Raw genomic sequence first — 19,016 nt, 5'->3', positions numbered from 1 at the left:
CGGTCACCCCGGGTGTCCGGCCGTCCTCGGGCAGCGGGTGCTCAGGCAAGGGTGACCTCCCCGTTCGAGACCGTGAAGCGGGTTCCCGTCAACTCCCCGGGTACGTCCTCGTCCACCGCAGCGGTGATCAACACCTGTTCGGCGGCGGCCGCGACCTCCGCCAGCCGCGCCCGGCGGCGCTTGTCCAGCTCCGCGAACACGTCGTCGAGCATCAGCACCGGCTCCCCGTTCTCCGCGCGCAGCAGCTCGTAGGACCCGAGCCGCAGGGCGAGCGCGAACGACCAGGATTCTCCGTGGCTCGCGTAGCCCTTCGCCGGCGCCTCGCCGAGGATCAGCTCCAGTTCGTCGCGGTGCGGACCGACCAGGCTCACCCCGCGTTCGAGCTCAGAGGGCCGCGCCTCGGCCAGCGCCTCCACCAGGACGGTGCTCAGTTTCTCCGGATCCGCGCGCTCCCCGTCCGGCCGCCCGTACCCCTCGGGCAACGCTTCACCCAGGCTCGACCGGTAGGAGATCCTCGCCGGCCGCGAGTCCGGCGCCACTCCCGCGTACGCGGCAGCGGTGTGGGGCGCGATGTCGGCAACGAGGTCCAGGCGCGCGGCGAGCAACTGCGCGCCGACCGTCGCGAGGTGGTTGTCCCAGACTTCGAGCGTCGAGAGCGCGTACGGGTCCTCGCGCGCTCCTTTTCTCTTACCGGCCGTCTTGAGCAACGCGTTGCGCTGCCGCAGCACCCGTTCGTAGTCCGACCGCACCCCCGCCCACCGCGGCGCGCGCAGCACCAGCAGCTCGTCGAGGAAGCGGCGGCGTTCGCCGGGATCGCCGCGCACGAGCGCGAGGTCCTCCGGGGAGAACAGCACCGTGCGCAGGATCCCGAGGATGTCACGCGGCTTGCCGACCGCACCGCGGTTGACCCGCGCGCGGTTCGCCTTGCCGGGCGTGATCTCCAGCTCGACGGTCAGCTCGCGGTCGTCGTTGACCACGGCCGCCCGCACCAGGGCTCGTTCACAACCGTGCCGGACGAGCGGCGCGTCGGTGGCGACCCGGTGCGAACCGAGCGTCGCCAGGTAGCCGATCGCTTCGAGCAGGTTGGTCTTGCCCCGGCCGTTGGGGCCGACCAGCACGGTCGGCCCCGGCGTCAACGGCAGGTCAGCGTGCTCCCACGACCGGAAGTCGGTGACCTGGAGGTGACGGAGGTACAAGGTGCGCCTACTGACCGACCTTCTTGACGGCGTGCCCACCGAACTGGTTGCGCAGCGCGGCGACGGCCCGCATGGCGGCGGAGTCCTTCTGGCGGGAGGAGAACCGGGCGAACAGCGCGGCCGAGATCACCGGCGCCGGCACCGCGTTGTTGATCGCCTCCTCCAGCGTCCAGCGGCCCTCGCCGGAGTCCTCGACGTAACCTTCGAGGTCGTCGAGGTCCGGGTCCTCGTCCAGCGCGCGGACCAGCAGGTCGAGCAGCCACGACCGGACGACGGTGCCCCGCTGCCAGCCCTTGATCACGGCCGGCACGTCGTCGATGACCTTCGCGGCTTCCATCAGCTCGAAGCCCTCGGCGTACGCCTGCATCACGCCGTACTCGATGCCGTTGTGGATCATCTTCGCGTAGTGACCGGCGCCGACCGAGCCCGCGTGCGAGAAGCCCTCCTCGCGGGGACCGTCCGGGCGCAGCGCGTCGAAGATCGGCAGCGCGCGCTCGACGTCCTCCGCCGCACCGCCGACCATCAGGCCGTAGCCGTTCTCCTTGCCCCACACGCCACCGGAGACACCGCAGTCGAGGTAGCTGATCTTCTTCGCCGCCAGCACCTCGGCGTTGCGCTTGTCGTCGGTGAACTTCGAGTTGCCGCCGTCGATCACCAGGTCACCTTCGGACAGCAGCTCACCGAGCTCGTCCACGGTGTCGCGCGTCGGGCCACCGGCCGGGACCATGATCCACACGGTCCGCGGAGCGGCGAGCTTCGACACCATGTCCGCGAGCGACGTGGAGTCGCTCACCTCCTGGTTGCGGTCGTAACCGACCACCTCGTGCCCGGCGGCGCGCAGCCGCTCGCGCATGTTGAAGCCCATCTTGCCGAGGCCGACGAGTCCCAGCTGAACCATCGAAAATCCCCTTTGTGTCCTTCTGTTCCGATCAACCGGGTAGGCGGACCGGCATCAACAAGTAGAGGTAACCAGGAACGACCTGGCCCTGCTCGTCTGCCGGCTTGATCAAAGCCGGACGGTTGGGGGTGGTGAACGTCAGCTCCGCGCGGTCGGCGTGCAGAGCCCCGAGGCCGTCGACGAGGTAGCCAGGGTTGAACGCGATCGTCACCGGTTCGCCTTCGTAGTCCACCGGCAGCTCTTCCTCGGCACTGCCCTCGTCGTCACCACCCGCGGACAACCGCAGTGAACCGTCCGCGAACTCCAGCCGCACCTGGGTACCCCGCTCGGCGACGAGGGACACGCGCTTGATCGCCTCGGACAGCGGGGCGACGTCGATGACCGCGCGGGAGGTGTGCTGGGCGGGCAGCAGCTGCCGGTACGGCGGGAACTCCGCGTCGAGGAGCCGGGTGGTGGTGTAGCGGCCGGAGCCGGCGAGGCCGAGCAGACCTTCGCCACTGGCGAGGCTGAGGGAGACCTTCGCGCCGCTCGCGCCCAGCGACTTCGCCGCTTCGGCGAGCGTCCGCGCGGGCACGAGCACCGCGGCGTCCGCGAGCCCTTCGGCGGGCTCCCACGTGAATTCGCGCATCGCGAGCCGGAAGCGGTCGGTGGCGACGAGGGTGAGCGTGCTGCCCGAGATCTCCAGGCGCATGCCGGTGAGCATCGGCAGCGTGTCGTCCTTGCCCGCCGCGACGGCGACCTGGGTGACGGCCTGACCGAACGCGTCGCCCGCGACCTCACCGGCGAGCGCCGGCTGGGCGGGCAGCGCGGGGTAGTCCTCGACGGGCATCGTCGGCAGGGAGAAGCGCGCGTTGCCGCAGGTGATGGACGCGCGGGAGCCGTCGACGAAGATCTCGACCGGCTGCGCGGGCAGCGCCTTGGTGATGTCGGCGAGCAGTCGCCCCGACACCAGCAGGCGGCCGCCGTCGGCGATCGTCGCGGGTACGCCGACCGTCGCGGACACCTCGTAGTCGAAGCCCGAGACGGTGAGCGCGTCGGAGGAGCCGTCGGACCCGGCGTCGAGCAGGACACCGCCCAGCACCGGTACCGGTGGCCTGGACGGCAGGCTGCGTGCCACCCACGCGACGGCGTCCGCCAGCCCGTCTCGCTCGACGCGGATCTTCATGCGCCCATCCTTTCGACAGCCGAGCCACCCCCTGGAGGCTCGAGAAGATCGACAAACGGCCCCGGACGCGCGGTGCGCAGCGCGTTGGCCAGGGATCTCGCAGTGTGGTGGAGCCCGGCGCCGGTGTCGCCAACGGTGTGCGGGCCTGGGTGTGGATACCCACGTTAGAACGTGAGCCCGCCCGGCGTCATTCGGGGCAGGCCATCGACTTGTCGACAAGTTGCCAGTCGTTCACCGCTTGTCCCCAGATCCACAGCCGCCTGTTTTTGCTTTAGAAGATTTTCTTGAGAGAAACAAAGGCAGTGACAGTAATAGGGGGTGTGGATTGTGTGGACAGCCCGTGTTGCCGCAGGTCCATCGGCGCGGCGGGCTGTGGACAGCTGTGGAGTACCACCCGTGGACAACTTCGGCCCTCCGTGGACAACTTCCGGCCGCCCCTAAGCCGTCCACAGCCATCCACAGTTGTCCACACGATCTTCCCCAGTTGTGGGTGGAGTTGTACCCATCCACCGCGCGGTACCGCGGTGGTCCAGACTTCACCCGCGCGTGCGACGGAGATCTATTTTCGATGCGGTCCCGTTATGGGGATCACAAGGCGCAGCGGGCTACCGCGGTCGTTCGCGGCTCTGGGATACCCCGGCCCCTCGCGGAGAAACTCGTTGCGGCGCGGCGGAATCCGGCGTGCAGTGCACCACCGCGGGCAACCGCGGCAGGCTGGATTCCGTGGCCAGCAAGGAAGAAACGACGCACCGGGCGCAGGATCGATTGGCACAGAAGGGAAACGCGCGAGCCGAGTTACCTCGCCGCGACGGCTGCGGGGCGCAGCTGACCACGACGCGACTGTCCTACTTGAACAGTCCGCCGTGCTCTTGGTTAAGGGGAACCGCGCGCGGAACTACTGGCGGGCGCGCTGCTTGATGCGGAAGGTCAGTTCCTGCACCTGGTCGTAGATCCGGCGCCGCTCGGCCATTTCCTTGCGGATCTTCTTGTCCGCGTGCATGACCGTCGTGTGGTCGCGGCCGCCGAAGGTCTGGCCGATCTTCGGCAGCGACATGTCCGTCAGCTCGCGGCACAGGTACATCGCGATCTGCCGGGCCGTGGCGAGCGCCTTCGTCTTGCCGGGCCCGCACAGGTCGTCGATCGTCACGTCGAAGAACTCGGCCGTGGTGGCCATGATCGTCGGCGCGCTGATCTCCGGCGCCTGCGAGTCCGGGATCAGGTCCCGCAACACGATCTCCGCCAGCCCGACGTCCACCGGCTGCTGGTTCAGCGACGCGAAAGCCGTGACGCGGATGAGCGCGCCTTCGAGCTCCCGGATGTTCGCCTCGACGCGCGAGGCGATGAACTCCAGCACGTCACCCGGCACCGCGAGCCGATCCTGCGCGGCCTTCTTGCGCAGGATCGCGATGCGGGTCTCCAGCTCCGGCGGCTGGATGTCGGTGATCAGGCCCCACTCGAACCGCGTGCGCAGCCGGTCCTCCAGGGTTTCCAGCCGCTTCGGCGGCCGGTCCGAGGACACCACGATCTGCTTGTTCGCGTTGTGCAGGGTGTTGAAGGTGTGGAAGAACTCCTCCTGGGTTCCTTCCTTGCCCTCCAGGAACTGGATGTCGTCGACCAGCAGGATGTCGATGTCGCGGTAGCGGCGCTGGAACGCCACCTTGCGGTCGTCGCGCAGGGAGTTGATGAAGTCGTTCGTGAACTCCTCGGTCGACACGTAGCGCACGCGCATCCCGGGGAACAGCCGTTGCGCGTAGTGCCCGACCGCGTGCAGCAGGTGCGTCTTCCCCAGCCCGGACTCGCCCCAGATGAAGAGGGGGTTGTACGCGCGGGAAGGCGCTTCCGCGACCGCGAAGGCGGCCGCGTGCGCGAAGCGGTTCGAGGCGCCGATGACGAAGGTGTCGAATGTGTACTTCTCGTTCAGGCGCGTCTTCGAGGTCTGTGGCTGGGCGGGCGCGGTGTACGGCTGGCCGGCGACCGGCTGACCGGAGAACATCGGCCAGATTTCGTGCGCGGCGGCGAGCGCGTCGCCCTCTTCGTCCACTTCCTCGTCCCCGTCGTCGTCGACCGGCGCCAGGATCGGCTTGGCAGGTTCCGCCTGGACGCGGGCGCGCCGCATGGGCGGCAGCATGCCGTCGTCGAGGGGCGGCATCACCGGACGGGTCGGTGGCTCGGTCACCACGTTCTCCACCCGCGCGGGTGACGGGGAGTACTGCGGCTGGGGAGGCGGGGGCGGTACCTCGGCGGTGTCCACCTTCACGGCGAGCGACACCGGCCGCCCGAGCCGGCGGGACAGCGCGTGCGTGATCGGCTCGCGCAACGCGCGCTCGATGGCTTCCTTCGCGAAGTCACTGGGAGCGGCGAGCAGCGCGGTGCCGTCGAGTAGACCGATCGGACGGGTGACGCGCATCCACGCGCGCTGCTGGGGGGAGAGAGTTCCGTCGGACAGCTCACGGACCACCTGCTCCCAGACGACACCCAGGTTCATCTGGTGCTCGGACACCGACTCAGCTCCCCTCCCCTCGTCACCCCAGACGAATCGACCTCACCAGCCCCCCGCGGGCAGCGTTCATCCACAGAGTTGTCCACAACTGTGCACTAATGTACGGCGACCCGTAGCGACTCCACCTGCGGGTGCAACCTACGCCAGCCAGAGCCTCCACACCTTCTGGCGGCGACGCCGAGCCCCACGAACGGGTGACTCAAGAGGAGACACGCTAACAAGCCTCGCGCCGCCAGACAAGACGCCAGGTCCAGAACGATCCCACGTCCTACGCCGCGTCGCCACCCGATCCTCCCGCGTGCAGACTAGGGGGTGGTGCACAGGTCACCTGAGCGGGTGCGTACCCTCGTAAAGTCCCCGCTTGCCGCGGGCACCTCAGCGTGTCCACGTTCGCGCCCGCCGGGAGACACACCAGACCTGACGGTGGTTGCGTACCACCGGTATGTCGAGAGCAGGAGAAGCAGAGTCGTGAGCAAGGGTAAGCGCACCTTCCAGCCGAACAACCGCCGACGCGCCCGCACGCACGGGTTCCGGCTGCGCATGCGTACCCGCGCGGGCCGGGCGATCCTTTCGGCCCGCCGTCGCAAGGGCCGCGAGAAGCTGTCGGCCTGATAGCGCCACCCGCAGGCGCATCCCATGCTGCCCGCTGCCGCACGTCTGCGGCGTAGTGAGGACTTCCGTGAGGTCATGAAGCGGGGGTCCCGCGCCGGGCGGCGGCGCCTGGTGGTGCACGCCCGAGTGGCACCCAGCCCGTCCGCGTCCAGTACGCGGGCGGGTTTTGTGGTGAGCAAGGCCGTCGGGAACTCCGTCGTGCGGCACCGGGTGTCCCGGCGGTTGCGGCACCTCGTCGCCGCCCGCCTCGGAACCGTGCCGCCCGGTAGCGCGTTGGTGATTAGGGCGTTGCCGCCGGCGGCCACGGCGTCCAGCGCGGAACTCGGCGCGGACCTCGACACGGCACTGCGGCGGCTGGGCCTGCTCCCGGACCGCCGCACGGCCGGTTCCGGCCAGGACGACAAAGATGGGCCTGCGGTGTGAACGAACACCCGACCGCGATCGGCGACGAGACCCAGGAGGCTCCGCGCCCGGGTCCGGTCGCCTGGTTCCTGCTGCTCCCCCTGCGTTTCTACCGCCGGTGGATCTCTCCCTTCCTCCCGCCGAGCTGCCGCTTCTACCCGAGCTGCAGCACGTACGCGGTTGAGGCGCTGACCCGGTTCGGCGCCGCCCGGGGTTCGTACCTCGCGGCGCGCCGGTTGCTGCGCTGCGGACCGTGGACGCCACCCGGCCGCGACCCGGTGCCCGAGACCTTCTCCTGGCGCCACACCAGACCTGGTTTGTCAACCGAGGAGTAGCTCAGTGCTCAACTTCATCTACTACCCCGTGTCCTTCATCCTCTGGTGTTGGCACAAAGTCTTCGGGTTCGTTCTCGGCGACAACAACGCGATCGCCTGGATCCTCGCGATCATGTTCCTGACGTTCACGGTCCGCGGCATCATGTTCAAGCCGTTCGTGAACCAGGTCCGGTCGATGAAGAAGATGCAGGAGTTCGCGCCGGAACTGAAGAAGATCCAGAAGAAGTACGCGAACGACAAGCAGCGCCAAGCGGCGGAGATGCAGAAGCTCCAGCGCGAGCACGGCGTCAACCCGCTGGGCAGCTGCCTGCCGATGCTCCTCCAGATTCCGGTCTTCATCGGTCTGAACTGGGTGCTGCGGTCGTTCACGAACAAGCCGCTCGACCAGAAGGCGAACAACTACTTCTTCGACCACGCCGGCGTCGAGTCGTACGTCAACGCGAAGCTGTTCGGCGTCAACATCGGTGACGCGATCCACCACGCGTCGGTGCTGGGCGGTACCGGCGGCGGCTGGAACTGGAACGTGGCCCCGGTCGCGATCCCGCTGATGATCCTCGCGAGCGTGTTGACCCACCTGACCGCGCGCCACTCGACGGCGCGCCAGGCCGCCGCCGCGACCGAGGCCAACCCGCAGGCCGCGATGATGCAGAAGCTGACGATGTACGTCTTCCCGCTGGGCGTGCTCGTGTTCGGTGCCTTCTTCCCGATCGGGCTGCTCGTCTACTGGCTGTCGAACAACAGCTGGACCCTGATGCAGCAGCGGCTCGTGTACACCCGCATCGACAAGGAAGAGGCCGCGAAGAAGGCCGAGGCGAAGGAGAAGCGCGACGCGCTCGCGCCGAAGCCGGGTGCCAAGCCGAAGCCCGGTCAGAAGCCGGCGCAGCAGGCCAAGGCCGCGGACGAGGACAAGCCGGAGACCGGCGGCGCGACCCCCGCGTCGAATGGCGGCGGCAAGCGCAGTTCCAAGGCAGGCTCCCCCCACCGGTTCGCCGACCAGCCGCAGCGCCCGCAGAACGGGACGGCGCAGCAGCGGAAGAAGCCGGCATCGGGTGGCAAGAACTCTGGACAGAAAGGCTCGGGGCAGAAGCGTCGCTGACGGCTGCCCCGGGGAAGGAGACGAATGATGTCGGAGACGGTCGAGGCGGTCGGAACCGAGCAGGACAAGTCCGGTGATGAGGAGAACGCGCCCACCGGCGCCGATCTGCTCGTCCAGGAGGGTGACATCGCCGGGGACTACCTGGAGCGCCTGCTGGACCTGCTCGACTACGACGGGGACATCGACCTGGACGTCGAAGCGGGCCGCGCCGTGGTCAGCATCGACGGTGGTGACGATCTCGAGAAGCTCGTCGGCAACCGCGGCCAGGTCCTCGAAGCGCTGCAGGAGCTGACGCGGCTCGCGGTGCAGCAGGAGACCGGCACCCGCAGCCGGCTGATGCTGGACATCGCGGGCTGGCGTGCGGCGCGCCGGGAGGAGCTGCGGGAGCTCGGCCGCACGACCGCCGAGACGGTCGTGTCGACGGGCGAGAAGGTGCGGCTGCAGCCGATGAGCCCGTTCGAGCGCAAGGTCGTGCACGACGCGGTCGCCGCGGTTGAGGGCGCGCGGAGCGAGAGCGAGGGCGAGGAGCCGAAGCGCCGGGTGGTCGTCCTGCCGGACGACGAGGACTGACGAACCAGGGATCAAGGGAGCGGCCCGCCGGGAAACCGGCGGGCCGCTCCTTTTTTGCGGGACATATCCCTACGCACGACTTCCGCTGCCCTGTTTCACGTGAAACCGGTCCGCCTCCCACTCTTGATGTTGGAGTCGGGGACAATCGGTAGGAGCGAGTTTCACGTGAAACGGAGTGACGAGTGGGAGACGTGCGAGGCCCGGCCGCCGAGGTGTTCGGGGCGGGGCTGGCGGCGGCAGAGCGGTTCGCGGCACTACTGGAAGAGCATGGGGTGGAGCGTGGCCTGATCGGTCCCCGGGAAGTGGACCGGCTGTGGGATCGGCACCTCCTCAACTCCGCGGTTGTCGGCGAGCGGATCCCCAAGGGGGCGACCGTGGTCGACGTCGGTTCCGGCGCCGGTCTGCCGGGCATCCCGTTGGCGATCGCTCGGCCGGATCTGGAGCTCACCCTCGTGGAGCCGATGGCGCGACGCGTCGAGTGGCTGACCGAGGTGATCGAGGAACTCGAACTGGACGTCCGGGTGACCCGCGGCCGAGCGGAGGAACGGGCCGTCCGCGCGGAGATCGGTACCGTGGACGTGGTGACCGCCCGAGCGGTCGCTCCCCTCGCTCGATTGGCGGGATGGTGCCTGCCTCTTCTCCGTGAAGGTGGCATGATGCTCGCATTGAAGGGGGCCAGTGCGCGGGACGAAATCGCCCGCGACGCGGCGGCCGTGGCCCGGCTCGGGGGCGGCCAGCCGGAGGTCTCCGAATGTGGGGTCGGCCTGTTGGAGGTCCCCACAACCGTTGTGATTGTCGAGCGAGAGCGTCCGCAGGCATCGGCTCAGGGGAAACGACGGCGAAACGCTGTCGGTGTTCGGTCGAAGCGGACGGGATGAAAAGATGGCCATGTTCCACGTGAAACCGTGCGGTGTGCGCGGTGGAGTGTCGATACCAGAGAGGTGGCTCGGCCGGTGACCCCGCCTTCGTCAGACTGGACCCCGATCGCCGAAGAAGCCGAGCGCGCGGCGCGCGTTCTGCATCCTGAACCCAACATGCTGCCCCGCCCCGACCACCGACGCGTTCTCACCGTCGCCAACCAGAAGGGTGGCGTCGGCAAGACCACCAGTGCGGTCAACCTGGCTGCCGCGCTCGCCGTGCACGGGTTGAAAACCCTCGTGATCGACCTCGACCCCCAGGGCAACGCCAGCACCGCGCTCAACGTGGACCATCGCTCCGGCACCCCGTCGGTCTACGAGGTGCTCCTCGGCGAGGTGTCCCTGGCGGACGCCGTGGCCGTCAGCGAGCAGTCCCCCAACCTCCTGTGCGTCCCCGCGACCATCGACCTGGCCGGTGCCGAGATCGAGCTCGTCGAGATGGAGAACCGGGAGTCGCGGCTCAAGGAGGCACTGTCGGCGGAGGCGATCGACGAGATCGGCGTCGACTACGTCTTCATCGACTGCCCGCCGTCGCTCGGTCTTCTCACGGTCAACGCGATGGTCGCCGCCCGCGAGGTGCTCATCCCCATCCAGTGCGAGTACTACGCGCTGGAAGGTCTCGGCCAGCTGCTGAGCAACATCGACCTCGTGCAGAAGCACCTGAACCCCAGCCTCGCCGTCTCCACGATCCTGCTCACGATGTACGACGGCCGCACCAAGCTGGCCGACCAAGTGACCGCCGAGGTCCGCGGTCACTTCGGCGACGTCGTACTCAAGACCGTCATCCCCCGCAACGTGAAGGTGTCGGAGGCGCCGAGCTACGGCCAGACCGTGCTCGCGTACGACCCGGGTTCGCGCGGCGCGATGAGCTACGTCGACGCCGCGAAGGAGATCGCCGAGCGCGGCAGCACCAACGGATCGAGGAGCGGAACACTATGACGGAGCGCAGAGGAGGGCTCGGCCGCGGCCTCGCGGCGCTGATCCCCACCGGACCGGCGGCGGGTGAGCAGCCGGCAGCGGAAGCCCGGCCCGAGACGTCCTCGCGCAACGGCGAGAAGGACTGGTCCGTCGACAACGCGGTCCCGCAGGCCGGGGGCGAGGTCGCCGGGGCGGTGTACCGCGAGGTGCCGATCAACGCGATCCGGCCCAACCCGAAGCAGCCCCGGCAGGTGTTCGACCAGGAGGCGCTCGCCGAGCTCGAACACTCCATCCGCGAGTTCGGGCTCATGCAGCCCATCGTCGTGCGGGAGCTGCCGGACGAGCAGTACGAGCTCGTCATGGGTGAGCGCCGCCTGCGTGCCTCGCAGCTGGCTGAGCTCGAAAAGATCCCCGCGATCGTCCGGCAGACCGCCGACGAGGCGATGCTGCGGGACGCACTGCTGGAGAACATCCACCGCGTCCAGCTGAACCCGCTCGAAGAGGCGGCCGCGTACCAGCAGCTGCTCGACGAGTTCGAGGTGACGCACGAGGAGCTCGCGACGCGCATCGGGCGCAGCCGTCCGGTCATCACCAACACCATCCGGCTGCTGAAGCTCCCCCTCCCCGTCCAGCGCCGGGTCGCCGCCGGGGTGCTGTCGGCCGGTCACGCGCGGGCCCTGCTGTCGCTGGAGGACCCGGAGGCTCAGGAGGAGCTCGCGACCCGGATCGTCGCGGAGGGCTTGTCGGTCCGCGCGACCGAAGAGGCGGTGACGCTCAAGAAGAGCGAGGCGCCGGCGAAGCCGAAGGCACAACCGCGCAAGCCGATGCAGGCGCCCGGGTTGCAGGATCTCGCGACTCGCCTCTCGGACACCTTCGACACCCGTGTGAAGGTCGACCTCGGCCGCCGCAAGGGCCGGATCGTCGTCGAGTTCGGTTCCGTCGACGATCTGGAGCGGATCGTGGCGCTGATGGCGCCGGAAGCGACAAATCGGACACTTAATTCCAATGAGGAATGACACCAGGTCATTTCGTCACGGTGATGAATAGCTGAAGGCCCCCTCCGAGCATCCGGAGGGGGCCTTCAGCATCTGTCAGGCGGTACGGGCGATCGCGCGCTGCACCAGATCGGCGAACACCTCGCCGAGGTTGGTCCCGGCGGACTCCATCGCCATCGGCACCGTCGACGTCTCGGTCAGTCCAGGCGACGGAGTCACTTCGAGGAACTGGACCGTCCCGTCGGCCGCCACGATCGCGTCAGTCCGCGAGATGTCCCGCATGCCCAGGATCCGGTGCGCGGCGACGGCCTGTTCGCCGACCGCCTTCGCCACGTCGTCCGGCAGCCGGGCGGGCGTGAAGAAGTCGGTGAGGCCGGCGGTGTAGCGGGCGGTGTAGTCGTACACCCCGCTCTCGGGCACGATCTCGACCGCCGGCAGCGCCCACGGCACGCCGTCGCGCTCCACGACGCCGACCGTCACCTCGGTCCCGTCGATGAACCGCTCCGCCAGCACGGTGTCCCCGTACGCGAAGCAACCGACCATCGCGGCCGGGAGCTCCGACGCGTCCCGCACGACCTGCGTGCCCAGTGCCGAACCACCCTGGTCCGGCTTGAGGATCAACGGCAGCCCGAGGCGGTCGACGATCGCGTCCAGCACCGGCTGCGCGCCGAGCTCGCGGAACGTGCTGCTGGGCAGCACCACCCAGTCCGGCGTGGCGAACCCGGCCTCGGCGAGCAGCACCTTGGCGGTGGGCTTGTCCCACGCCCGGCGGCAGCCCTGCGAGCTGGTGCCGACGTACGGCACCTTCAGCATCTCCAGGATGGTCTGGACCGCGCCGTTCTCGCCCTCGCCGCCGTGCAGCGCGATCACCGCCGCGTCCGGCCTGTCCTTGCGGAGCCGGTCGAGCAGACCGGCGTCGGTGTCCCACTCGTCGACGGTCAGCCCCTGCGCCCGCAACGCGGCGGACAGCCGCCTGCCGGAGCGAAGGGAAATGTCTCGCTCGTGCGAGAGCCCGCCTGCCAGCACCGCGACGGATGCGCTCACCACGCCGTACTCCCCTGGTCGTCTGTTGTGGACAGCAGATCAGGCCGTGTCCGGGGACGGGTTCTCCGGCCCGGAAATCGGCTTCATGCTGACGTTACCGAACGTGCGCACCAGGTCCATTTCGGACTCGAGCACTCCGGCGAGGCGGCGGACGCCCTCACGGATCCGCTCGGGCGTCGGGTAGCAGTACGACAACCGCATCTGCCTGCTGCCGAAACCGTCAGCGTAGAAACCCGTTCCCGACGCGTACGCGACCCGTGCCGTCACCGCGCGCGGCAGCATCGCCTTGGTGTCCACGCCCTCCGGCACGGTGACCCAGACGTAGAAACCGCCGTCGGGACGCGTCCAGCTGCAGCCCGCGGGCATGTGCTGTTCGAGCGCGGACAGGATCGCGTCCCGCCGCTCCCGGTAGTTCTCGCGGAAGGTCTTGATCTGGCCCTTCCAGTCGTGGGTGGCCAGGTACCGCGCGACGATCATCTGGTTCAGCGAGGGCGGGCACAGCGTCGCCGACTCGGCGGCCAGCACGAGCTTCTCGCGCACCGCGTGCGGCGCCAGCACCCAGCCGACGCGCAGCCCGGAGGCGAACGTCTTGGAGAACGACCCGAGGTAGACGACGTTCTCGGGGTCCAGCGAGCGCAGCGCGGGGTACGTCTGCCCGTCGAAGCCGAGGAGGCCGTACGGGTTGTCCTCGACCACGAGCACGCCGTGCGCCCGGCAGATCGCGAGGATCTCGGCGCGCCGCTCGACGGCCAGCGTCACGCCTGCGGGGTTGTGGAAGTTCGGGATCGTGTAGAGGAACTTGACGCGCCTGCCGGCCTTCTCGGCCTGCGCGAGGGCCTCTCGCAGCGCCTCCGGGACCAGGCCCTGGTCGTCCATCGCGACGTGCAGGACCTGCGCCTGGTAGGCGGCGAACGAGCCGAGCGCGCCGACGTACGACGGGCCCTCGGCGAGCACCACGTCACCGGGGTCGCAGAACAGGCGGGTGACCATGTCCAGGCCCATCTGGGAGCCGACCGTCACCACGACGTCGTCCGGATGGGCCGAGATGCCCTCCAGGGCCATGATCTCGCAGATCTGCTCCCGGAGTACCGGGATGCCCTGCGCGGAGCCGTACTGGAGCGCCACGAGGCCGTCTTCGGCGATCAGGTCGCCCACCTGCGCCGAAAGGGTGTCGAGCGGCAGCGCGGCGAGGTTCGGCATGCCGCCGGCCAGCGAGACGACCTCGGGCCTGCTCGCCACGGCGAACAACGCTCGGATCTCCGACGCGGTCATCCCCGCGGTGCGCGCGGCGTACCGGTCGAGGTGCGGATCGAGTTTGTGGCGGCCGGAGCGGTCGGGCGTCGAGGCAGTCATAGCACTTCGCAAGCGTGTCGGCGGGCAGTCCGTCGAGTGTAACCACCCGACCTTGTGACCTTCGCGGCCTTTCGGCACGCGTCACATGGACCTATCCTCAGAAGCGACCGAAAAATGTTGCGACGGTACTTCATGCCCGTCGATCGGTCCGAACGTTCTGGGAGGTCGGGTGTCGCGTCGCGTCGTGGGCGTCACGCTGGACAACCTGGAGCAGCTACCCAAGCACTGCCGCCGGTGCGTGTACTGGGAGCTGGCGCCGCACCTGAGGGCGCAGGCGGAGGAGTTCGGGTCCACGGAGGTCGAGAAGGAAGCCTGGGTCTCCAGCGTGCTGCTGGAGTGGGGTTCCTGTGGCCGCCTGATCTACAGCGACAACCTGCCGGTCGGTTTCGTGCTGTACGCGCCGCCGAACGCCGTGCCGCGCGCCAACGCCTTCCCCACCTCCCCGCCGAGCGCCGACGCGGTGCTGCTGACGGGCTTTCACGTACTACCGGAGTTCCGCGGCGGCGGTCTCGGTCGCACGCTCGTCCAGGCGGTCGCGAAGGACCTCACGCGCCGCGGGGTGCGGGCGATCGAAGCCTTCGGCGACGCGAACCCCGAGGAGCCGGCGAACGAGGCGATGGGGCACACGTGCGTCGTCCCGGCGGACTTCCTGTCCGCGGTGGGCTTCAAGACCGTGCGGCCGCACCCCAAGTGGCCCCGGCTGCGCCTGGAGCTGCGCTCGGCGATCTCCTGGAAGGAAGACGTCGAAGCTGCTCTGGAGCGCCTGCTCGACCAGGTGAGCATCAAGACGGCGGAGCCGAGCACTCTGCGTGCCTAGTTGTCCACAGATCTGTGGACAACTAGGCACAGTTGTGCACACGCTGTCCGCGCCTTGAGCGAGCTACTCCGCCTTGGCCAGTTCGTGCGCCAGCACGTCGGCGAAGGTGAACGTGCCCGTGGGCTGGTCGCCCTCGCCCAGCAGGTACAGGCGCTTGACCGCCACGAGGATGCCCTCGGCGACGATGTCCCGGAAAGCCGGGTCCGACATGCGTGCCCGGTCGTTCGGGTTGCTCAGGTAGCCGATCTCGATGCGCACCGCCGGGCAGCGCGTCAGCCGCAGGATCTCCCACGTCTTCGCGTGCGTCCGGCAGTCCAGCAGCCCCGTCCGGGCCGCCAGCTCACGCTGGATGAACCCCGCCAGCAGCTCGCCCACCGTGGACGTGGTGCCGTAGCCGTTGCCGAAGTGGAAGGTCGCGACGCCCTGGGCGTGCGGCGACTGGTTGTAGTCGCAGTGCAGCGACAGAAACAGGTCAGCACCCGCCTCGTTGGCGAACGCCGCCCGCTCGGCCTCGGTCGCGCCGGAGTCCGGGCCACGCGAGATGAGCGCCTCCATGCCCGTCGCCTTCATGCGGCCTTCGAGCCGGCGCGCCAGGTCCCACGCGACGTCCGACTCGCGCACGCCCTGGACGACCACGCCCGAGTCGGGGCCGCCGTGCCCGGGGTCGATCACGATGCGCTTGCCGCGCAGCCGCGGGCCCGCCTGCCGCACCTGCTCCTGCTCCCGCAGGAACACCGGGCGGCCGCCACGCGCGCGCGGGGACAGCTGACGCAGCGCGCGCACCGTCGCCGGGCCGCAGATGCCGTCGACCGTCAGCCCGTAGTCGCGCTGGAAGTTCCGCAGGGCGTGCTCGGTGCGCCCGCCGAACAACCCGTCCGGGCGGCCGGCGTCGTAACCCAGCTCGGTGAGCCTGTCCTGCAGCGCGAACACGTCGTCACCGTGGACCGGCGAGGAAATGAGGTACGCGAGCGGGCGACTGCCCAGGTGGTAGGTCGCGCCCCGCAGCACCTGGTAGGTGGCCGGGCCGACGATCCCGTCGGTGATCAGGCCCCGGCGCTGCTGGAAACCGCGAACGGCTCGCTCGACCTCCTGGTCGAAGAGCGCGGGATCGGCTGCCTCGCCCGGGGTGGCGAGAAGGCCCAACGACACCAGCATCGACCGGATCTCAGCGACGTCTTCACCGGCGTCACCGCGGCGGAGTACCCGCATGCACTCCTCGCTCTTCCTTGGGCACCGGCGGGGGATTCCGGTGCGGCGCAAACAGTTCGGGGCAGCTGACCCGGATCCTTATTCTGCCCTGTGGACTCTCCGTGATCACGCAGGGCCGGTCGGTGCGTCACCCTTGCGCGGGATGGACAGCACAGAACCCGGGGGCCGTCTTCGGAAGACGCACGCCCCCGGGTCCAGGTTGCCTCGCTCAGGCGAGAACGTCGGAAAGATCCGAAAGCAGGGCAGCCTTCGGCTTGGCGCCGACGATCTGCTTCACCGGCTTGCCGCCCTGGAACAGGATCAGCGTCGGGATGGACATGACCTGGTAGTCACGCGCGGTGCCCGGGTTCTCGTCGATGTCGAGCTTCGCGACCTTGATCTTGTCCTTGTGCTCGCCCGCGATCTCCTCCAGCACGGGCGCGACCATCTTGCACGGGCCGCACCAGGTGGCCCAGAAGTCGACCAGAACGGGGGTCTCGCTGGTCAGGACGTCGTCGGCGAACGACTTGTCGGTCACCTTCACGGTGTTGGACATGGGACTCTCTCCTTACCTGTGGGATGCGGGGTCAGGTGGTCAGTTGGCCGGGCCGTAGCCGCCGCCGACCAGCTCGGGAGCGGTCTCGGCCTCTTCGGTCCCGGCGTGCTCGGCGAGCCACCGCTCGGCGTCGATGGCCGCGCTGCAGCCCGAGCCGGCGGCGGTGATCGCCTGGCGGTAGGTGCGGTCGACGAGGTCACCCGCAGCGAACACACCGTCGAGGTTCGTGTACGACGTGCGGCCCTTGGTGACGACGTACCCGTCGTCGTCCAGGTCCACCTGGCCGCGCACCAGCGCGCTGCGCGGGTCGTGCCCGATCGCGACGAAGAAGCCCGTGACGTCCAGCGTCGACTCCTCGCCGGTGATGGTGTCCCGCAGCTTCACGCCCTCGACCTTGCCGTCGCCGACCACCTCGGTGACCTGCTTGTTCAGCGCCCAGCGGATCTTCTCGTTCGCCCTGGCGCGCTCCAGCATGATCTTCGAGGCGCGGAACTCCTCGCGGCGGTGGATGATCGTGACCGACCGCGCGAACTTGGTCAGGAACGTGGCCTCCTCCATCGCGGAGTCGCCACCGCCGATGACGGCGATGTCGTGCTCGCGGAAGAAGAACCCGTCACAGGTCGCACAGGCGGACACACCGCGGCCGAGCAGCTCCTGCTCGCCCGGCACGTTCAGGTACCGCGCGGCGGCGCCCATCGCCAGCACCACGGCCTTGGCCGCGTACCGGACGCCGTTCGCGGTCACGTACTTGACGTCCCCGGTCAGCTCGACCTCTTCGACGTCCTCCGCGCGCAGCTCGGCGCCGAAGCGCTCGGCCTGCTTGCGCATCTCGTCCATGAGGTCGGGACCCTGGATGCCGTCCTTGAAACCCGGGTAGTTCTCCACCTCGGTGGTGGTCATCAACGCGCCACCGAACTGCGAACCCTCGAACACCAGGGGCTCGAGCTGGGCGCGCGCGGCGTACACCGCGGCCGTGTACCCAGCCGGTCCGGATCCCACGATGATCAGGTTCCGAACGTTCTCCGCTGCCACCCGTGACCTCCGCTCGTCGTGACCTGCGTACCAGGCTCAACACGATCGTAGGGTCAGGTGTTCCCGGCGGTGACCCCCGTCGCGCTACTTGCCGACGACCTGGTCGAGCAGCGGTTTCGGGCCGCAGTCCGGAGACAGCGCGACGAGCCGGAACTCGGCGAGCCTGCCCGTGGTGAGCAGCACCAGCACGGCGGGCCGCCCGTCGAGCGTGCCCGGCCGGACGCCGATCGGCGCCGCCGTGGCCGCGAACCCGGCCTCCTGCAGGCAGGCGTTCAGCCGCTGCGCGTCACCGAGTGGGCCGTAGTCCTTCACGCCCGCGCTCAGCTGCGCGACCGCGGCCTGCGGCTGATCGCTGCGCACGGCGAGCGAACCACCTGCCGGAGCGCTGCTGGACGGTGGCTCGGCCACCGGAGTGCCCGACTGGCCGCTGGTACCCGGCACGGTGATGGCGATGGCCGCGACGGCGGCGGCCGCGACGGCGACCACTCCGCTGATCCAGCCGATCCGGCGGTTGCGCCTGCGGCGGGCGGCCGCGAGGTCCACGACCGGCGCGACGTGCCCGGCCTCCTGCGCCAGCGCGGCGTCGATCCGGGCGGCCACCGCCGCGGGCATCGGCGGCGCGGGCGCGGTGGCCAACGTCGCCAGGTCCGCCGTGGTCGCTTCGAGTGCCTCGATGACCGCCTGGGCCTCGGGGTCGGCCTGGACGCGCGGCCACAGCTCGGCCGCCGTGGCGTCGTCGAGCACGCCCGCGTGCAGGTCGGCGAGCAGATCGACAGACCACGGCCGGTCGGCGATCCCCCGACTCTCGTCCGTCATCGAGCCTCCCGTCGGCGTTTGCTTTCGGAAGTTGGGACGTTCGCAATCGCATCCGGGTTCCGCAGATGACCGAGAACCTTGGCGAGTTTCGCGCGACCCCGGGCACACCGGCTCTTCACCGTGCCTTCCGCGATGCCCAGCATCTTCGCGGTCTCGCTCACCGAGTATCCCTCCACGTCCACCAGCACGATCGGCGTCCGCTGGTCCTCGGGCAGCTGGTCGAGCGCCGCGGAGATGACGAGCCTGGTCTCCCGGTCGGCCATCGAGTCGCGTGGCGTCGCCGGCTCGTTGAGCCCCGTCTCGGGCAGCGGCACCGTCGGGCGCGCCTGCCTGCGACGCATGCGGTCGAGGCAGGCGTTGACCACGATGCGGTGCAGCCACGTGGTCACCTGGGACTCGGCACGGAAGTTGCCGGCGGCCCGGAACGCGGAGATGAAGGCGTCCTGCAGTGCGTCGGCCGCCTCTTCGGGGTCGCGCAGCGTGCGCAGCGCGACGGCCCACATCCGGTCCCTGTGCCGCCGCACCAGTTCGCTGAACGCGCCTGCGTCCCCCGCGGCGTGGGCCGCGATGAGCTCGGCGTCCGTCGGTACGGCTGCGGTCACCCGC

General features: G+C 69.5%; 19 protein-coding genes and 1 pseudogene. 9 read left to right on the top strand and 11 right to left on the bottom strand.

The genetic code is table 11. The features are described 5' to 3' along the window. Positions 1-41: 41 nt before the first annotated feature. From recF to dnaA, 4 genes and pseudogenes are all read right to left on the bottom strand, one after another. Positions 42-1,196: a DNA replication/repair protein RecF gene (gene recF, locus FHX82_RS01220; RefSeq protein WP_145932360.1), complete on the bottom strand. Its 1,155-nt coding sequence runs from the start codon at positions 1,194-1,196 to the stop codon at positions 42-44. 7 nt (positions 1,197-1,203) lie between these two features. Further along, positions 1,204-2,109, bottom strand: a pseudogene (gene gnd, locus FHX82_RS01215) (phosphogluconate dehydrogenase (NAD(+)-dependent, decarboxylating)); the annotation flags it as partial. 16 nt (positions 2,110-2,125) lie between these two features. Next, a complete protein-coding gene (gene dnaN, locus FHX82_RS01210) occupies positions 2,126-3,259 on the bottom strand; it encodes a DNA polymerase III subunit beta (RefSeq protein WP_145932362.1) in 1,134 nt (377 codons plus the stop codon). Between the two features lie 895 nt (positions 3,260-4,154). Beyond that, positions 4,155-5,759 carry a chromosomal replication initiator protein DnaA gene (gene dnaA / locus FHX82_RS01205; protein ID WP_145932363.1) on the bottom strand — a complete coding sequence of 535 codons (1,605 nt, stop codon included), beginning with the start codon at positions 5,757-5,759 and terminating at the stop codon, positions 4,155-4,157. 468 nt (positions 5,760-6,227) lie between these two features. On the opposite strand from dnaA, the gene rpmH reads away from it, so the two are divergent. The 8 genes from rpmH (at position 6,228) to FHX82_RS01165 (ending at position 11,625) form a co-directional block, all read left to right on the top strand. Beyond that, positions 6,228-6,371, top strand: a complete 144-nt coding sequence (rpmH, locus tag FHX82_RS01200; protein WP_017985946.1) for a 50S ribosomal protein L34 — start codon at positions 6,228-6,230, stop codon at positions 6,369-6,371. 24 nt (positions 6,372-6,395) lie between these two features. Beyond that, the gene (rnpA, locus tag FHX82_RS01195; RefSeq protein WP_145932364.1) at positions 6,396-6,794 is read left to right on the top strand and encodes a ribonuclease P protein component; all 399 of its coding nucleotides are present in this window, start codon (positions 6,396-6,398) and stop codon (positions 6,792-6,794) included. Further along, positions 6,791-7,108 (top strand): membrane protein insertion efficiency factor YidD, encoded by a 318-nt coding sequence (gene yidD, locus FHX82_RS01190; protein WP_145932365.1) that lies wholly within the window; start codon positions 6,791-6,793, stop codon positions 7,106-7,108. The genes rnpA and yidD overlap by 4 nt, the downstream gene beginning before the upstream one ends. 4 nt (positions 7,109-7,112) lie before the next feature. After that, complete coding sequence (yidC, locus tag FHX82_RS01185; RefSeq protein ID WP_145932366.1) at positions 7,113-8,204, top strand: membrane protein insertase YidC; 1,092 nt, start codon at positions 7,113-7,115, stop codon at positions 8,202-8,204. A 27-nt stretch (positions 8,205-8,231) separates the two neighbouring features. After that, positions 8,232-8,774 carry a Jag family protein gene (locus FHX82_RS01180; protein ID WP_183176563.1) on the top strand — a complete coding sequence of 181 codons (543 nt, stop codon included), beginning with the start codon at positions 8,232-8,234 and terminating at the stop codon, positions 8,772-8,774. Between the two features lie 182 nt (positions 8,775-8,956). Further along, the gene (gene rsmG, locus FHX82_RS01175) at positions 8,957-9,652 is read left to right on the top strand and encodes a 16S rRNA (guanine(527)-N(7))-methyltransferase RsmG (RefSeq protein WP_145932368.1); all 696 of its coding nucleotides are present in this window, start codon (positions 8,957-8,959) and stop codon (positions 9,650-9,652) included. A 75-nt stretch (positions 9,653-9,727) separates the two neighbouring features. Further along, positions 9,728-10,630, top strand: coding sequence for a ParA family protein (locus tag FHX82_RS01170; RefSeq protein WP_229880768.1), 903 nt, complete (start codon positions 9,728-9,730; stop codon positions 10,628-10,630). Next, entirely contained in the window at positions 10,627-11,625 is a 999-nt protein-coding gene (locus FHX82_RS01165) for a ParB/RepB/Spo0J family partition protein (protein WP_145932370.1), read from the top strand. Before FHX82_RS01170 ends, FHX82_RS01165 begins: the two co-directional genes overlap by 4 nt. A 75-nt stretch (positions 11,626-11,700) precedes the next feature. On the opposite strand, the gene FHX82_RS01160 is transcribed toward FHX82_RS01165, so the two are convergent. Then, positions 11,701-12,651 (bottom strand): D-alanine--D-alanine ligase family protein, encoded by a 951-nt coding sequence (locus FHX82_RS01160; protein ID WP_145932371.1) that lies wholly within the window; start codon positions 12,649-12,651, stop codon positions 11,701-11,703. 36 nt (positions 12,652-12,687) lie between these two features. Continuing rightward, on the bottom strand, positions 12,688-14,001 hold the full coding sequence (locus FHX82_RS01155) for an aminotransferase-like domain-containing protein (protein WP_145932372.1): 1,314 nt from the start codon (positions 13,999-14,001) through the stop codon (positions 12,688-12,690). Positions 14,002-14,170: 169 nt separating this feature from the next. On the opposite strand from FHX82_RS01155, the gene FHX82_RS01150 reads away from it, so the two are divergent. Beyond that, a complete protein-coding gene (locus tag FHX82_RS01150; RefSeq protein ID WP_145932373.1) occupies positions 14,171-14,818 on the top strand; it encodes a GNAT family N-acetyltransferase in 648 nt (215 codons plus the stop codon). Positions 14,819-14,881: 63 nt separating this feature from the next. On the opposite strand, the gene FHX82_RS01145 is transcribed toward FHX82_RS01150, so the two are convergent. From FHX82_RS01145 to sigM, 5 genes are all read right to left on the bottom strand, one after another. After that, entirely contained in the window at positions 14,882-16,027 is a 1,146-nt protein-coding gene (locus FHX82_RS01145) for an N-acetylmuramoyl-L-alanine amidase (RefSeq protein WP_145932374.1), read from the bottom strand. A 208-nt stretch (positions 16,028-16,235) separates the two neighbouring features. After that, positions 16,236-16,562, bottom strand: a complete 327-nt coding sequence (trxA, locus tag FHX82_RS01140; RefSeq protein ID WP_145932375.1) for a thioredoxin — start codon at positions 16,560-16,562, stop codon at positions 16,236-16,238. Positions 16,563-16,601: 39 nt separating this feature from the next. Beyond that, on the bottom strand, positions 16,602-17,594 hold the full coding sequence (gene trxB, locus FHX82_RS01135; RefSeq protein WP_145932376.1) for a thioredoxin-disulfide reductase: 993 nt from the start codon (positions 17,592-17,594) through the stop codon (positions 16,602-16,604). A gap of 84 nt (positions 17,595-17,678) precedes the next feature. Then, positions 17,679-18,410, bottom strand: a complete 732-nt coding sequence (locus FHX82_RS01130; RefSeq protein WP_145932377.1) for an RsmA family anti-sigma factor — start codon at positions 18,408-18,410, stop codon at positions 17,679-17,681. Beyond that, positions 18,407-19,012: an RNA polymerase sigma factor SigM gene (gene sigM, locus FHX82_RS01125; RefSeq protein WP_145932378.1), complete on the bottom strand. Its 606-nt coding sequence runs from the start codon at positions 19,010-19,012 to the stop codon at positions 18,407-18,409. Before sigM ends, FHX82_RS01130 begins: the two co-directional genes overlap by 4 nt. Positions 19,013-19,016 lie beyond the last annotated feature (4 nt).

It is taken from the genome of Amycolatopsis bartoniae, assembly GCF_014191255.1.
GTDB classification, from domain to species: domain Bacteria; phylum Actinomycetota; class Actinomycetes; order Mycobacteriales; family Pseudonocardiaceae; genus Amycolatopsis_E; species Amycolatopsis_E bartoniae.
This window is presented reverse-complemented; position numbering and strand designations above follow the sequence as displayed.

Bases quoted from the DNA above. Each gene is read 5' to 3' on its own strand.
- dnaN (WP_145932362.1), bottom strand. From the start codon at position 3,259: ATGAAGATCCGCGTCGAGCGAGACGGGCTGGCGGACGCCGTCGCGTGG.
- rnpA (WP_145932364.1), top strand. From the start codon at position 6,396: ATGCTGCCCGCTGCCGCACGTCTGCGGCGTAGTGAGGACTTCCGTGAG.
- FHX82_RS01180 (WP_183176563.1), top strand. From the start codon at position 8,232: ATGTCGGAGACGGTCGAGGCGGTCGGAACCGAGCAGGACAAGTCCGGT.
- FHX82_RS01165 (WP_145932370.1), top strand. From the start codon at position 10,627: ATGACGGAGCGCAGAGGAGGGCTCGGCCGCGGCCTCGCGGCGCTGATC.
- FHX82_RS01155 (WP_145932372.1), bottom strand. From the start codon at position 14,001: ATGACTGCCTCGACGCCCGACCGCTCCGGCCGCCACAAACTCGATCCG.
- FHX82_RS01145 (WP_145932374.1), bottom strand. From the start codon at position 16,027: ATGCGGGTACTCCGCCGCGGTGACGCCGGTGAAGACGTCGCTGAGATC.
- trxA (WP_145932375.1), bottom strand. From the start codon at position 16,562: ATGTCCAACACCGTGAAGGTGACCGACAAGTCGTTCGCCGACGACGTC.
- FHX82_RS01130 (WP_145932377.1), bottom strand. From the start codon at position 18,410: ATGACGGACGAGAGTCGGGGGATCGCCGACCGGCCGTGGTCTGTCGAT.